Raw genomic sequence first — 14,927 nt, forward strand, 5'->3', positions numbered from 1 at the left:
TTCAGACTGAATTGACTTGCCTGATGCTGTCAAAGTGAAGGCCGTACTTGGCCAGATATTGACGCAATCGGTGGGAGTCGTTTGTCTGTTTTTTGCGAAGCCGGGATGCATTGTAAATAGTGCGTCCCGCCTCTGCGCCATCCCGACAGTTTCTGCATACTTCGATGACGGCTTTCAGTTGCACTTTCTCAATGTAATCAACGTGCTCAAGCTGTTCGAGGTCGAGATATTGGGCCAGAAAATCATCCAGAGATAAGCTGCTCGCCATCGCCGGCGATTCTGCATGCGACCATAAATAACGCAGTCGCTGTAGCTCCTCGTCCACATGGTCCGTCTTAATGCGCCCTTTGTCCGCCAGGGTGGCCATGCGCACGATGCTGGCGTTAAGATCGCGGAAATTGGCGGGCCAAAGCGCTTCAGGAGACAATGCGAACTCAAGATAGCGGGCGCGAGCCTCTTTGTTGAACGCCACTCTCTCGCCATGGTTACGCTCAAATCGATCCAGTTCGTACTCGATGTTGGGTTCAACGTCCTGTTTCCTCTCCGCCAGACCGGGGAGGCGGTAAGTCCACAAATTGATGCGCGCAAAAAGGTCCTCTCTGAAGCGACCTTCTCGTACTTCTTTGCGAAGATCTTTATTGGTGCCGGCGATCAGCTGAAAGTCGCTTTTCTCCTCCAGGTCCGCGCCCATGGGCAGAAAGCATTTGTCTTCGATGGCGCGTAACAGCATGGCCTGTTCATCCAGCCCCAGCTCGCCGACTTCATCAAGAAACACCATGCCCTTATCCGCGCGTTTCAGTAAGCCGTCCCGCTTATCCACGGCCCCGGTAAATGCGCCTTTTTTATGGCCGAACAAGGTGGACATAGCATTGTCGCCCACCAGGGTGGCGCAGTTAGTTTCCACAAAGTCGCCGCTTACCAGATTGCGTTTCTTCTTCAGCTCGTAGATACGGCGTGCGATATGGGACTTACCGGCGCCGGTCGGACCGGTGATCAACATGGGCGCGATAGAGCGCTGTGCGACCAGTTCGATTTGCTGAATCATCCGGTTGAACGCCGGGTTGCGGGTCTGAATGCCGGATTTGAGAAAATCTTCGCCTTCAAGATGGTCTTTACGAAACCGCTCCGCAATTGCGTCGTATCTGGAAAGATCCAGGTCGATGATCTGGTGGCGCGGCTCGGTCGAACCTTCTTTCGGTGGCGCTGTTTGCAACAGCTTGCCAGGAAAAAGTCGCGATTCGTGCAACAGGAAGATAACAATCTGCTGAATATGCGAGCCGGTCGTGATGTGGAAAAAATAATTGGCGCTGGGGTCAAACCTGAAGTCGGAAAGAAAGTCTCGCAACTGCAGATAGGTGACCTCCAGCTCCCATGGGGAAGTAAAGCTAACATCGTGGATGGCGACATGCGTATTTGGGCTAACGACATTGATGTCCGCAGAAACTTCTTCGGCAAGCGCCATGTCTTTACCGGCGCTGAGCAAATGCAGCTCATCCACCGGGAAGACCTCGGCGCGTTGAGTGATGGAGACATTCGGCCGCCAGCGCTCCCAGCGCTTCTCAAACTTACCGCGACGCTTGGACACGACATCCAAAGTCGTGCCGAGAATGGATAGGACGATATTTTTGCTGTTCATCGAAATTTGGGGCGTATCCAAGGCAATATTTTGATATCAAGCATGATATTAATTGCGGCGCGTACAAGCTACGTCCAATGCTGTGTTTTTTGCTCGGTAATTTTATAAGTCGTTACAAAACAATTTCTTATGATGCGATTTGGTGAGGTAAAAATAAGTTGGCACGCCGCTCGCTATAACAACCATAGATTCTGGCTGGCAGCCATACCTTCAGAATCCGGCTCGTCTGCGAAAGAGAGCCACTTTACGCCGCCTTAGCTTAATCGGTTAGAGCACTGGCCTCATAAGCCATAGGTTGTCGGTTCGAGTCCGACAGGCGGCACTATTAATCAGGCAGACAAATAGCTTCCTTCTATTTGTCTGCAACGACAGGGCTTGCACATGTCAGTCCCTGTCTCCCGCGGCTAGCCGCCGCGCAGGCGCATCCATGCGCCTGATGATTAACACGCCAATATCATTGACAAGTTAATATCAAATAGAGGTCGTGGAAGAGCGGTAATGCATCAGTCTGCAAAGCTGACGATCGCGGGTTCAAATCCCGCCGACCTCTCCAATACGCAAATATCCACGTTCCATTGCGCCAGTCGTCTAATGGTGAGGACTCAAGGTTTTCAACCTTGCAATGTCGGTTCGACTCCGTCCTGGCGCACCAATACTTTCACGCGTAGAAATGATAAGGCGTCAGCCGCGTTGTGAATAAACACAGACTTACATCGGGTCCTTGGGTGCCTTTGTCCACAACATTACTCACCGACATGCCTTGAGTCGGGTAATCGGTGAATAAGCCAGTATCCGACGCTCATTGCCAGAACAACTGCCCCCAAAGCCAGAATGTACATGGGGTCGGCTTGTTCCGTGTCCAGTATTATTACTTTCCGCGCAATGGCCATCAAAGCTGTCGCCAATACAATTTTGACGTGAATGACATCTTCCCGCAGGTAAACGGTAATATTGATAAAGATCTCAATCGCGATGAGCACCGCCATAAAAGCGCCAAAGGTGGCGAGCATATCTGAGATAGTGAGTATGAAGCGAGGCGGCGCATTTAGCTTCTGGTAAAGCGTCCAGGCAACATCCACGACCCCCATGACAATCACAAACACCATGAGAATTGCCAATACCCGAACAGACCAGTGGATAATATGCTGCAGGTAACCAATCAGCCTGTCGTTATTGTCGATCTTCATACTCACCTCATCCTCGAAGTCGTTAAAGCAGCCTTTTCAGGCTGCTCGTAGTTTGCCCCTTTCTTTGGAGCCTATGGTTTGCTGCTCTCCCGAAGGAACTTCATAAACATGGAAGGCCTCGGGGCCGAAGGTATCCAGTGCCGTATCTCTGTATACGTAGTTCATTGGCACAGGCTCCCCGGTTAGAACGACAACGAACTCTGTAGCAACGAAAGGCACAGCGACGGAAAGTGGCTCTTCCACCCAAATAAAAACAGCTTTTTCTGTCAATAAGTACTCTGAGCGAACGATACGATAACCTTGACGTAAATTCAGGGTGTTAATGACCGCTCCACTTTGCAATCGATATTTATGAATCGTTTTCATCTCGGATTCTCCCCTATGTGTTCGACACAGGCAGTCTGCGATAACTCATGCTCAGATAAAATCAGATTATCTGGTATCGTTAATACGTCTTTTTCGATCTATTTGCAGGTGAGAACCTCATGATGAAGTAGACGACGCTAATGACTCACTCAAATATCGTTCGAGCCCACTGCAAGGGCGTCAGCGCTGGTAGCGTTTACAGATCGCCTCGACAGCCAAATTGCCCGAAAGACGACTTCTGGTGATCGCAAACAGATTTTCCATTACCACGTCTATGTTGCCGATCGATTCAACCTGATACTGTCTGCATACCTCGTCCGCTACGATGGTGGGAGCGGCGAAGACTCCCAAGCCATGGGCGCCAAAAACTTTTATCAGAGCGCTGTCATCAATTTCTGCTCGCACAACAGGCTTGATGCCTTGATTATTTAACCATTGCATCAACTGATGAAAGTATGGCGATTCCAGCGTAGCCGCCAGGAAAGGCTGGCCGTGAAGACTCTTAGGAAACCGGGAGCGCAAATCCTTTGCAAGAGAGGGCGCTGCAAACAGGCTGATGGTCGACTCTTCAAGTTTGTACCAGTGGATGGAGCTGCTTCGCTGTATCGTTGGCAAGCGGTCAGCCAGGACAATATCGAACCGATGGTGATCCAGCTCCTGCACTAAATATTCAACCTGTCCTGTTTGGCAGCTGAAATCCACCTGACGCTCCAGCTTCATTGCCGGCTCCAGCATCCGATAGGCGAACAGCTTATGAATTGATGCTGAAATACCCACGGAAACCTTGATGGCCTGCTGAGTTGTAATCATTGAGGTCACATGTTTCAGCTCCTCAGCGACCCTGAACATCTCATCGGCGTATTTCAGCGCAGTATGACCTAGATGGGTCAACACCAGTTGCTTGCCCTGACGCTTGAATAAAAGCCCTCCTAGTTGGCTTTCCAGAGACGCCAGCTGACCGCTCAACGTCTGCGGCGCCAGACTCAGTTCTCGACTGGCTGCTACTAGCGAACCCTCCCTGGCTATCACCCAGAAGTAATATAAGTGCTTGAAATTGATTGAACTAGGCATGGCGCTCCTACAAGCCGAAAAATACCTGAATTCCAGACAAAATGTTCGTCACGGCCAACGCCGCAAGAATCATTCCCATCACCCGACTAATAATGCTCGTTCCCAGTGTGCCGACAAACTTGTGAATGAAGCTTGAAAGCAGCATCAAGATGAGAGTAACGAACAATACCAGGCACATGATTGCGGTGGTCAGAAACTGCTCCCATAGATCAAATCGATTATTCTCTGTCAGCAATACCGCCGCCAGAATAGCTCCAGGGCTGGCGATTGACGGAATAGCCAGCGGAAAGGTCGCAGTCTCGGACTCTCTGTTAATCATTTTGATTTCTTCTTCGGGCTTGCTCTCGCCAAAGATCATGGTTAGCGCAAATAGAAATAAAATGATCCCCCCTGACACTTGAAAAGCGGACAAAGGAATGTCGATGCTGGTTAAGATCAGCTCTCCTGCGATAACAAAAAACACCAGCACAGCGGCTGCAATGGCGATGGACTTGGCCGCCACTCTCCGTTTAGCCGGTTCCGTCATCCCTGCGGTCACAGCCATGTATACGGGAATGGTTCCAATTGGATCTATCACAGCGAAGAAGAATACAAACGTGGCGATGAACTCATGCATCTTATCAATCCTGAATCTCTTAACGACTCGAGGCGAGCGCAGGGGGGAAGGCCAAGGCCGCCAGCCCATTTCTAGATTATAGAAGTGTATATGAACTCCCATTGGGCGGCATTTCATTCAAGCTTCACCGGATCTGCCGGCTTTCGTGGTTACTTTCCAGAACGGTTTTACGTGCGGCGCTCATGTTAAGGCGAATAGGCGAATAATTGATCCATCGCTGTTTCGATGGCGCACTTTACTTATAAAAAGATATGATATAACGTATCCTGATGGTGAAAAAGTAATCGGTCTACAAAGAAACAGAAAACAATAGAAGTGAGTAATGGATGCATTTTATCGCGCGCTTAGAGAGAGCCGGCAGCTGGAGGGCGACGAACAGGGCGGTGAGTCAAGCTCGGCAAGACGTAGTCTCGCTGGAACGGAATAAACTTGGGATCGAGATTAGGTGGTGATCATGAATCACGTTGATAACATCATTCATAAAGCAGAGCAGCAATGCAAAGCTCATGGCGCACGCTTAACAGTAAAACGAAAACAAGTCTTAGCCGGGCTTATTCAATCCAAAAAGGCGCTTTCCGCATATGAACTGATCAATTTCTGCAAGGAGCGTTACGGCGAGGTTATACCTGCAATGTCGGTCTACCGCATTCTAGAGTTTTTGAAAGGGGAAAATCTGGTGCATAAGCTCAACCTTGCAAACAAGTATGTCGTGTGTGCGCATATTAGTTGTGATCATGCTCATGCAGCCCCGCAATTCTTGATTTGCCAAAAATGCAGCAAAGTGAAAGAAATCAGCGTCAAACCTGCCACGATCACTGAGCTTCAGCAGAGCGTACAAGAAGCTGGGTTCAAGCTGACAAGCCCCCAGTTAGAAATGAACTGCCTGTGTGAGGATTGCCTCGCACAAGCCGCCTAACCTGACCGAAAACCTGGAAAACTCCCCTATGAAGGCAACGCAAGCAATAACGGATAAGTTGCCCATTGGCTTATCGGCGGTGGGCTCCATCTAATGAAGCGCGACTATTTTATTGGCATAGAACAGCACAGTAGCAACAGCCCGCTGGCGTTACCTGATGTCATAGATAAGCTTGCCTTTAATGAGCAGGGTTTAATGCCTGTCATCACGCAAGACGCCAGCACTAAGTCCATACTGATGTTCGCTTGGATGAACGTTGAGGCGCTCGAAAAAACCATTTCAACCAGACGCATGACTTACTGGTCGCGAAGCCGTCAACGGTTATGGGTCAAAGGTGAGACTAGCGGGCGCGTGCAAAGGTTGGTCTCCATGTCATTTGACTGTGATGGCGACGCTATTCTCTGTCTGGTCGAACAACAAGGCGCGGCCTGCCATACAGGCAGACAGACGTGCTTTTATCTACAAGTCGAACCCGATAAACAGCTCGTTTGGGTAGAGAGAGGCTGTGCGTAACCATGTCCGCCACGCTCATAAAACACGCCCGCGTGGTGAATGAAGGTCAGATCAGAGAAATGGATCTGCGTATTGTCGGCTCTAAAATTGAAAAGATAGCGACTGATATTAGAGCAGAACACACGGATCGCATCATTAAAGCGGGTGGTTGCTATTTATTGCCTGGCATGATTGATGATCAGGTGCATTTTCGTGAGCCTGGTTTAACTTATAAGGGAACCATCGCCAGCGAATCTCTCGCAGCAGTGGCGGGAGGTATTACCAGCTATATGGAAATGCCTAACGTCAACCCTGCCACGACAACCATTGAGGCCCTCAATCAAAAATACGCCATCGCCGCAAAGCGATCATATGCTAACTATGCATTCTATTTAGGGGCGACTGAAGATAACCTTGCACAAATACAGCAACTCGACCCTGCCAGGCACTGCGGTGTAAAAGTATTTATGGGGGCATCGACAGGGGGCTTGCTAGTAGAAGCCCCTCAAGCTCTCGAAGCCATTTTTCGTGAATCTCCCGTGCTTATCGTTACGCATTGCGAGAGCAACACCGTCATTCAAAAAAGTCGAGAGGCGCTTCTACGCTCAAAAGCAGTATTGACTATTGAAGATCACCCCAGGATTCGCAACGTCAACGCCTGTTATGAGTCTTCTTCCTATGCCGTTAGTCTGGCCAAGAGACACCAAAGTCAGCTGCATGTATTACATATTACAACGGCAAAGGAATTGGGGCTGTTCGAGTCGGGCTCCATTGAGAATAAACATATTACTTCTGAAGCCTGTGTTCATCATTTATGGTTTAGCGAAGAAGACTACGCAAGTTTAGGTAATTTAATTAAATGTAATCCATCAATTAAAAGCCAGAGCGATCGAGATGCGTTAATTCAGGCGCTGCATACCAGTCAGATTGACATTATTGCAACAGATCACGCCCCTCATACCTTGGAGGAGAAGCAGCTTGATTATGATCAGGCCCCAGCAGGGTTACCGCTGGTGCAGCATGCATTATTGAGTTTGCTGGAGCATGTGAAGCATGGACGTCTTAGCTTAGCTCAGGTAGTTGAGAAAACCGCACATAACCCCGCAATTCGATACGCCATTACTGGGCGTGGGTTTATCCGTGAGGGTTATTATGCAGATTTGGTTCTTATCGACAGCCAGTCCTCAACAACGATTACGCACGAAAATAGTTTGTACCGCTGCGCCTGGACACCTTTCGTTGGGCAGGTGTTTTCTTCGCGGATTAAAAGTACCTGGGTTAATGGTCAATGTATGTTTGGCGATGATGGCGTCGTCTCAGGAAAACCGTCTGCTATGGCGCTTGCCTTTTCTCGGTAGGTATCAGCTTTTTAAGCATTGGAAACTAACCTATTTATTCAAACGGAAATTAAATGCAAATAGTAAAAGCACTACCCGATATCGCAAAAACCCGCATCGGATTTGAAACTTATACTTTACAGTGGGTGGGCATGGAAGATATCGCCGTTCCACTCACTCTTAATATTGGCGGCGGGAAACAGCAATCGCTGCCTGCAAAAGCGAATGTGTATGTCAGTCTCGATGACGCTGCCGAGAAAGGCATTCATATGTCGCGCTTACATGGGATTCTTAATCAACTCGCCTCTCGGGTGTGTGACAAGGAAGGACTCGACTTACTGCTGAGAAACATGGTGGCTTCTCAAGGAAAGATCAGCAGAAACGCAAAGGTTGAATTGGTGTTTGATTTACTGTTGCCAAAGCACTCGCTTCTAAGCAATGAAACTGGGTTTCAGGCCTATCGTATCGAAATAGGCGGCCAATGTTTAAGTGAAAAGTACGATTATAGCCTGAAAGTTACTGTTCCTTACTCAAGTACTTGTCCTTGTTCAGCGGCTCTTTCACGCCAGTTATTTTCCGACGCTATAGATAATGAATTCTCAACGTCGCGTATCGACAAACAAGAGCTGCTGTCATGGGCGCTCACGTCCACGGTCGCCACTCCGCATAGTCAGCGGTCATACGCCTATTTGAACTTATTGCTTGGAAATCATGGTTGGCCTTCCTTGTCATCATTCATTATGCAAATCGAAGAAGCGATTGGTACGCCGGTTCAAACCATGGTTAAGCGTACTGACGAGCAAGAGTTTGCCCGGTTGAATGCTAACAACCTAATGTTCTGCGAGGATGCTGCGCGGAATGTCAAAACCTTGCTGGAGCAATCCTCATGGATTGAAGACTACTGGTTCAAAGTGGAGCACCAAGAAAGTTTGCATGCGCACAATGCTGTGGTGATCGATCAAAAATATTCCAAAGGAGCAATGTTATGAAGTCGTTAGAGTCACAACAGCTGTCCGAAAGGGAAATTCTCGCCGCGCCTGAATCGGATTATATGAGTGCTGAACAGCTCGCGTTTTTTAAGGATCGGCTTATAGCGCTTCATGAATCAACCTGTGATCGAATACAAGAAGCCAGGGATCAAATAACCGGACCGATGGACTTTAGCGATGAGAATGATCGCGCTTCTCGTGAGGAACAATCCGCCATTGCACTCCGAATAGTTGACCGAGAACAAAAGTTGTTGCCTAAAATTCAACAGTCGCTGAAGCGTATCCGCCTGGGAACATATGGTTATTGCCTGGAGTCAGGTGAGCCGATAGGGATTCCACGTCTTCTGGCGAGACCTACCGCTGAGTATTGCGCAGAAGTTAAGGCGCTGAAAGAAATCAAAGAGCATCACTACAAAGGTTGATCCTTAATAAAAGAAAATACTTTCTTTAACGACTCTTCAAACACAGGTGATAGGTGTTTCAGCATTACATATTGCTGCGTCCAGTAAAGCGGACCTGTTTCTGAAAGCTAAGATATAGACACGTAATAGGCTGAAGTAAAAAGATTACACATCACTCGTTAATATATGGTTTTTGTAAGGGAAGGTATGATGCCTTCTCTGGATTTAATGTTATGAAAATAAAAGGCTGGCGAATGGTGCTTGATCATGTGGCGCGCAGTCAGCAGACGCTTGCTCTAATTCAAATTATATTCGGGTTGATAGCGCTTGCCGGCTTGTACTGGTATAGCGGCGCTTCGTCACAGGCAAGGATTTCCCTATCTGATCAGTCCTCCATATCGCAGGTCTCCATCAGTCAACAGCGCAGCCAAGAGCAAATGGATGGGGTTGAGCAGGCGCACCAAGCGCGCACTCACGCCTCAGACGAAGCGTTGAAAGAGGAAAAACTTCGCGATCTACAATACACGGTGGAGCCGGGCGATACACTCGAAGCGATTTTCAGGAAAAGCCAGTTCCCCATAACTGAACTCTACGAGATTCTTGAAGCTGATGAGCCTTATTTGGCGTTGGATGTCTTGCGGCCGGGCGACCGGCTTTCCTTCCGAATTGATTCGTCAAATAAGCTATATGCGCTATCGCTCGTGGTTGACCCCAGTAAAGCCGTCAGCTATCTGCGTGGCGCAGACGGTCGCTATGTCTACGATGAAACCTTGACGCCGACGACCTGGATCACGGAAGTTGTGCGCGGGGAGGTTTTTGGCAGCTTTTTTGTGTCTGCCTCTAATTCGGGTCTCTCGGAAAATATGGTCATGACCATACATCAGCTCTTGAAGAACGCCCTCAACTTTCGTCGCGACCTTCGTGCTGGGGATCAGTTTCAAGTATTGATTGAGCGTGAGGTCATCGACGGCGCAGCCATCGGTCATGACCGATTACTCGCGGCGCGTATCAATGCACGCCGCAAGGAGTTTGGCGCTTATCTCCACGGCGATGGCTCTTATTACGATGCGGATGGAGCCAGCTTAATTCCGGCGTTATTACGGTACCCAACGCAAAAACGGTTTCGCATCAGCTCACCATTCAATCCTCGGCGTCTTCATCCTGTAACTGGGCGTTACGCGCCACACAACGGCGTTGATTTCGCTATGCCGGTTGGCGTCCCGGTGATCTCGACGGGTAATGGTCGCGTCACTCGCGTCGCCAACCATCGCTATGCAGGCAAATATATTGCAATTGATGAATTTGGCCCATATTCAGCGCGTTATTTGCACCTAAGCAAGATATTGGTAACTAAGGGGCAGCTTGTTGAGCGTGGTCAGGTTATCGCTTTGTCTGGTAACACCGGTCGCTCTACCGGGCCACACTTACATTATGAATTGCATATCAAAGGCAAACCGGTTAATCCCATGACGGCTGATATACCGGTGCTTCAATCCATTCCCGCTGCCGATATCGCCAGTTTTCGTATGCATGTGCAGAGGATGCAGACATTGATGCTTGATGAGAACCAGATGGCCAAACGTGTTGAGCATCCCGCCAGTGGAAGTCCAAAAGCTACTGATCCCGCTCAAAAAGAAAACCTATAGTGGTTCAATTATTTTGGAGATAAAAACTCGGTGCTATCCACAGCCTTTTAATAATGGGCGCGGGTTTCGTTTGAGGGGGGATAGTGTGGTTTGTGCTTAAGGCTAGAAACAAAAAAAGCGCTATTAAGCGCTTATTTGTTAGAGTTGATATTCAACTCTTTGTGTTATTTGAACCATAAAACTGCACTTTCTCTGAACCATAAAACTGCACTTTGTTGACTAATACCCGCATAAAGACTGCTTTCGACCCGAAACGGACATTGGGGTTGTGCTATATTTTTTTGGACAATATCAGGTGATGAGGGCCGCTTCTGACAGATATGGGGCTCTTCCTGTAATGCTAGTCATGGAAGCAGCGATTCGACGGTCACTAGCGTCAGCGATTTGGATGGTTCAGTCTGAAACCTTAGATTCACTCGGGCGTTCGAATCCAAACATAGAATTTAAATAAGCCAGAGTATCCAGTTAAAAGTGGCTAGGTTACCTCAGCACTTTCGTGCATTTTCGTTTCCTGAGGGCTACGTTAGTTCAGCATCGTATGATAAAGGCCATCATCTCTCTAATACGCTGGTTTGCCAACAGCCTCAATAGCTTCGTGTATTGGCTGGAAAGCAAAGACCGCTCCGCTGAAATGCAATCAAAGTTCGTGGACCTCGCTCCAACTGACGAAGCAGACAAGACTGGCGTATATTCCGAAGCGATTCTGTTTGCAACGAACAATGACAAGGTCTCTAACATTGCCCTAACGGGTCCCTATGGATCAGGAAAGAGCAGTATCATCCAATCTTTCTTGAAGAAGTATCGGCGGCCTGCGCTTCATATCTCCCTTGCTGCGTTTGTCCCCGAAGCTGATACGGGGAATGTGGAGGTGAGTCGTCAAGAGATTGAGAGAAGTATCCTGCAGCAGATGTTGTATGGTGCTGACGCGAACAAGCTTCCGCTATCGCGATTTAAAAGAATTCAGTCCCCCGGTTTTGGGTCGATCTTTAAATCTCTTTACATCCTGCTTGGACTACTTGCGCTTTGGTACGTGTATCAACAGCGAGAAGACATCATCAGCGGTACTTTTTTTGGTCCTCTTGTGTTCAGCAGTTGGCTCAATCTGGGCGCCATCATGCTTTCGGCAGTTTTTCTCTGGGATGTGGCGAATTACTTTTATGTCGCGAGCTTTGGCCTTTCACTCAAAGGCATTTCGTTGAAAGATGTTGAGATCAAGCCTGCACAGGATGACGAGGCGTCCATACTTAACCGTCACTTGGACGAAATAGTCTACTTCTTCCAATCAACCAAGTACGATCTTGTGGTCATTGAGGACCTAGATCGATTTAACAATGCAGATATTTTCGTCACGCTGCGCGAAATTAATAGACTTGTGAACGAGAACGCAGGAGTGAAACGGACCATCCGATTTCTCTACGCCCTGCGCGACGACATGTTTGTCAACACCGACCGAACCAAGTTCTTTGAATTTATCATTCCCGTCATTCCGATCATCAACATATCGAATTCGATCGATATGGTATTGGAACAGGGAAGGAGACTAGAGCTCGACGAGCGCCTTGATCAGCAGTTTCTGAGAGAGGTGTCGCGATACCTGAACGACTTGAGGTTGATTCAGAACATCTTTAATGAATACGCCATTTATGTGGCTAATTTGGAGAGTGATGGAGAAAATCTGCTCGACGCTAACAAGCTCCTCGCGATTCTAATCTATAAAAATGTCTATCCAAGGGACTTTGAACTGCTACACCGTGGCACCGGTATTCTCTTCGAAATATTGAATCGCCAAGACGAGCTCATTGGGCTTGGTGGGACCACGTTTAGGAGCGAGATCGCGAAACTCGAAAAGCAGCTTGAAGCCGCCGAGCGACAGACTCCTTCGGATCTGAGAGAGCTGCGGCAAATATACGCTATGGCTCTGATTGAGAGGCTCCCAACGAATATTATTAGAGTCAGCCTTGATGGCAGAGTATGGAGCACTCTTCAACAGCTAGTCGCGCACGATGCGTTTGATCAACTGATTGGTGCTACGCGTTTTACCTGCCGCGATTCCCATGGTCAGCAACAGTCGGTCAATGTTCCCAATTTGCAAGGAGAGGTGGATTCTCAGAGATCTTACCAACAACGCAAAGCGGAGATCGAAAGCAAGGCGGCTGATACTAAGAACAAGAGCTCGCGCCGAATACACGACCTAAGACTAAAGATCGCAGCGCTTCGCACGACTAAACTCAAAGAGTTGTTACGATTAAATGCCGACAGTGTGCAGGATCTTTTCGGGGCCTTTGGGGAAAACGGAGAGCTTGCCCGTTTTTTGATCCTGGAAGGTCATCTCGACGATACCTACTACCAATACACTTCACTCTTTCACTCAGGCCGTTTGTCGCCGAATGACAACAAGTTTCTGATCCAGATACGGGCATTTGTCACGCCTGAGCCGGGTTTTCCGATAGACAATCCAGGTGAAGTCATCGCAGCGATGCGAGAAGAAGATTTCCGGCAAAGCTATGTCTTAAACGTCAAACTCGTTGATAGTCTCCTGGGTGATCTTAGCCGTTACCACAGCCAGTCACAGAAGCTTTTCGAGTATTTCTCGTCAGAATTCGAGAGTAGCGAGGACTTTTTCAGTGCCTATTACGCTAGCGGTCGCAATATCGTAGAACTACTTTCGGGACTGGCCAGCACGTGGAAAGGTCTTATTCCAGCTGCCATTGCCAGCTCCAACAATGTCTCCCACGTCACCCAACTGGTCGCGAGCCTACCGGAAACCTCGCTCAAAATGCTTGCAAGTGATTTTAGCGAGCTACCCGAATTTGTTTCAGTGAACCTTCCAGAGCTTCTGGTGAATTTACCCGAACTAGCTCCTGAACGTCTTGGATGGCTCGGTTTTGAGGTCAAAGATCTGGTTGCGATCAAAGAACACTCTGAAATTGTATGCTTTATGTTCGAGGAGGGGCTTTTCGAACTCACGATTCCGAACCTGGAGTACGTCTACCAGGCGATTTTGGGAGAGAACGACCTTAAGCCACTGCGCGAAGGGAACTATACGGCCATACGTTTGACGAATGACACAACCTTGATCAATCGGGTCGAACGTGATTTCGACCTCTACCTACATGATATCCTTTTGAAGCTTCCAGGAAACTCAAAGGAGGATGCCACCGCTATTCTTGACGTGGTTCGCCACGATACACTTGATCAAGATGATCTTCGGGAGTTTCTTGGACGGCAGTCGAGCCTGCTGCCAACTCTAGAAGAAGTACCCGAGAAATTGGACGCAATGTTGTTTGAGCTAAACAGGATTGAACCAACTTGGATGAACTGTCTTGCTTTTATAACAGGTAAAGGGTTCGTTCCAGATATCCTAGTTAGCTATCTCGAGCGAGATGATGTCCGCGCCAAGATTTTGGAACATCCTATACCCAGCGATGCAGATGCACAGCAGCTGCGTCGATTCCTCTTCGAGGCAGGCTCGTTGTCTGATGCTGCCTACAGAGAATATGTTCACGCCCTACCAAACCCGTTCAAGACGCAACCTAAAGGACTCGAGCCAGCCAAACTTCGAATCCTGATAGATGAAGAAAAAATCACATTCACCAAGGAAAATCTGAACGCGCTCGCTGACAACAGGGATTTGCAGGTACTATTCGTAGCGGCCAACATCGACGAATATCTGGCGGATACTGATAACTTTGGACTCGACGATGACTTTCGAGAGGAGCTTCTTCGAACTAAAATTGATGATGAAGCCAAGCTCGGGATAGTCGAATTGATGGACCTAGAAGCGCTTGTGAATCTTCCCAAGAGATTAGCGCTCATCGTCTCGATTCTTGTCAGCGCCGACGGCAGCATATCCAATCTCAATGGGAGTATTGTGCAATCCCTGATTCTGCGTTCGGCGCCCATAGCGACGCAAATCTCACTCTTTAACAAATATCACACTCGTTTGACGGATGACGAAGTGCGCCTTGTCTTGGCTAATCTACCGAAACCATTTTCTGAAGTAAAAACTGGATACCATGCGCCGAGACTGAAAAACACTACCGAGAATCGGGATTTGGTTAGATGGCTTGATTCAAGAAACATTATTTCGTCATGGAGTGAGGGAGGCTTGTTTAGCAATGATATAAAAGTGAATCTCTATAGGCGCTGATAAGCGACTTCGAAATCCCCACCGTCTAGGTATCAGCTGCACTCATTGTAACGTCATCTGATCCTCCCATCTTTGAAGCGATAGATTGTGTCGCCGCCCAGCGGGATTTGTGTTCGTGTT

At 48.4% G+C, this 14,927-nt stretch carries 12 protein-coding genes and 3 tRNA genes; 10 read left to right on the forward strand and 5 right to left on the reverse strand.

Translation table 11 applies throughout. The annotated features are described in order from the left end of the window. Window position 1: 1 nt before the first annotated feature. Entirely contained in the window at window positions 2–1,636 is a 1,635-nt protein-coding gene (gene rtcR / locus AC2IBB_RS09380) for an RNA repair transcriptional activator RtcR (protein WP_486332617.1), read from the reverse strand. A 248-nt stretch (window positions 1,637–1,884) separates the two neighbouring features. Between rtcR and AC2IBB_RS09385 the strand changes: the two genes are divergently transcribed. The 3 genes from AC2IBB_RS09385 to AC2IBB_RS09395 all read left to right on the forward strand — a co-directional run bounded on the left by AC2IBB_RS09385 (window position 1,885) and on the right by AC2IBB_RS09395 (window position 2,288). After that, window positions 1,885–1,958: transfer RNA gene (locus AC2IBB_RS09385), tRNA-Ile, on the forward strand. A gap of 156 nt (window positions 1,959–2,114) precedes the next feature. After that, a tRNA-Cys gene (locus AC2IBB_RS09390) sits at window positions 2,115–2,189 on the forward strand. 24 nt (window positions 2,190–2,213) lie between these two features. Next, window positions 2,214–2,288: transfer RNA gene (locus AC2IBB_RS09395), tRNA-Glu, on the forward strand. Between the two features lie 91 nt (window positions 2,289–2,379). Here AC2IBB_RS09395 and AC2IBB_RS09400 read toward each other — a convergent pair. From AC2IBB_RS09400 to AC2IBB_RS09415, 4 genes are all read right to left on the reverse strand, one after another. Further along, a complete protein-coding gene (locus tag AC2IBB_RS09400) occupies window positions 2,380–2,823 on the reverse strand; it encodes a phosphate-starvation-inducible PsiE family protein (RefSeq protein WP_486332618.1) in 444 nt (147 codons plus the stop codon). A 36-nt stretch (window positions 2,824–2,859) separates the two neighbouring features. Continuing rightward, the gene (locus tag AC2IBB_RS09405) at window positions 2,860–3,189 is read right to left on the reverse strand and encodes a DUF7352 domain-containing protein (protein ID WP_486332619.1); all 330 of its coding nucleotides are present in this window, start codon (window positions 3,187–3,189) and stop codon (window positions 2,860–2,862) included. Between the two features lie 180 nt (window positions 3,190–3,369). Then, a complete protein-coding gene (locus AC2IBB_RS09410) occupies window positions 3,370–4,260 on the reverse strand; it encodes a LysR family transcriptional regulator (protein WP_486332620.1) in 891 nt (296 codons plus the stop codon). A gap of 7 nt (window positions 4,261–4,267) precedes the next feature. Then, complete coding sequence (locus tag AC2IBB_RS09415; RefSeq protein ID WP_486332621.1) at window positions 4,268–4,876, reverse strand: MarC family protein; 609 nt, start codon at window positions 4,874–4,876, stop codon at window positions 4,268–4,270. A 454-nt stretch (window positions 4,877–5,330) separates the two neighbouring features. Here AC2IBB_RS09415 and AC2IBB_RS09420 point away from each other — a divergent pair, with 454 nt between their 5' ends. The 7 genes from AC2IBB_RS09420 to AC2IBB_RS09450 all read left to right on the forward strand — a co-directional run bounded on the left by AC2IBB_RS09420 (window position 5,331) and on the right by AC2IBB_RS09450 (window position 14,807). Beyond that, on the forward strand, window positions 5,331–5,792 hold the full coding sequence (locus tag AC2IBB_RS09420; RefSeq protein ID WP_486332622.1) for a Fur family transcriptional regulator: 462 nt from the start codon (window positions 5,331–5,333) through the stop codon (window positions 5,790–5,792). A gap of 93 nt (window positions 5,793–5,885) precedes the next feature. Further along, entirely contained in the window at window positions 5,886–6,305 is a 420-nt protein-coding gene (gene hisI / locus AC2IBB_RS09425) for a phosphoribosyl-AMP cyclohydrolase (RefSeq protein ID WP_486332623.1), read from the forward strand. Between the two features lie 2 nt (window positions 6,306–6,307). Beyond that, entirely contained in the window at window positions 6,308–7,642 is a 1,335-nt protein-coding gene (locus AC2IBB_RS09430; protein ID WP_486332624.1) for a dihydroorotase, read from the forward strand. A gap of 53 nt (window positions 7,643–7,695) precedes the next feature. Then, window positions 7,696–8,610 carry a GTP cyclohydrolase FolE2 gene (gene folE2, locus AC2IBB_RS09435; protein ID WP_486332625.1) on the forward strand — a complete coding sequence of 305 codons (915 nt, stop codon included), beginning with the start codon at window positions 7,696–7,698 and terminating at the stop codon, window positions 8,608–8,610. Then, window positions 8,607–9,032: a TraR/DksA C4-type zinc finger protein gene (locus AC2IBB_RS09440; RefSeq protein WP_486332626.1), complete on the forward strand. Its 426-nt coding sequence runs from the start codon at window positions 8,607–8,609 to the stop codon at window positions 9,030–9,032. The genes folE2 and AC2IBB_RS09440 overlap by 4 nt, the downstream gene beginning before the upstream one ends. A 212-nt stretch (window positions 9,033–9,244) precedes the next feature. Continuing rightward, complete coding sequence (locus AC2IBB_RS09445) at window positions 9,245–10,657, forward strand: peptidoglycan DD-metalloendopeptidase family protein (protein WP_486332627.1); 1,413 nt, start codon at window positions 9,245–9,247, stop codon at window positions 10,655–10,657. 538 nt (window positions 10,658–11,195) lie between these two features. Then, entirely contained in the window at window positions 11,196–14,807 is a 3,612-nt protein-coding gene (locus tag AC2IBB_RS09450; protein ID WP_486332628.1) for a YobI family P-loop NTPase, read from the forward strand. Window positions 14,808–14,927 lie beyond the last annotated feature (120 nt).

It is taken from the genome of Hahella sp. NS-SX17, from assembly GCF_057367735.1.

Coding starts and splice junctions, on each gene's coding strand:
- AC2IBB_RS09400 (WP_486332618.1), bottom strand. CDS start 2,823: ATGAAGATCGACAATAACGACAGGCTGATTGGTTACCTGCAGCATATT.
- rtcR (WP_486332617.1), bottom strand. CDS start 1,636: ATGAACAGCAAAAATATCGTCCTATCCATTCTCGGCACGACTTTGGAT.
- AC2IBB_RS09430 (WP_486332624.1), top strand. CDS start 6,308: ATGTCCGCCACGCTCATAAAACACGCCCGCGTGGTGAATGAAGGTCAG.
- AC2IBB_RS09410 (WP_486332620.1), bottom strand. CDS start 4,260: ATGCCTAGTTCAATCAATTTCAAGCACTTATATTACTTCTGGGTGATA.
- hisI (WP_486332623.1), top strand. CDS start 5,886: ATGAAGCGCGACTATTTTATTGGCATAGAACAGCACAGTAGCAACAGC.
- AC2IBB_RS09405 (WP_486332619.1), bottom strand. CDS start 3,189: ATGAAAACGATTCATAAATATCGATTGCAAAGTGGAGCGGTCATTAAC.
- folE2 (WP_486332625.1), top strand. CDS start 7,696: ATGCAAATAGTAAAAGCACTACCCGATATCGCAAAAACCCGCATCGGA.
- AC2IBB_RS09450 (WP_486332628.1), top strand. CDS start 11,196: ATGATAAAGGCCATCATCTCTCTAATACGCTGGTTTGCCAACAGCCTC.
- AC2IBB_RS09440 (WP_486332626.1), top strand. CDS start 8,607: ATGAAGTCGTTAGAGTCACAACAGCTGTCCGAAAGGGAAATTCTCGCC.
- AC2IBB_RS09445 (WP_486332627.1), top strand. CDS start 9,245: ATGAAAATAAAAGGCTGGCGAATGGTGCTTGATCATGTGGCGCGCAGT.
- AC2IBB_RS09420 (WP_486332622.1), top strand. CDS start 5,331: ATGAATCACGTTGATAACATCATTCATAAAGCAGAGCAGCAATGCAAA.
- AC2IBB_RS09415 (WP_486332621.1), bottom strand. CDS start 4,876: ATGCATGAGTTCATCGCCACGTTTGTATTCTTCTTCGCTGTGATAGAT.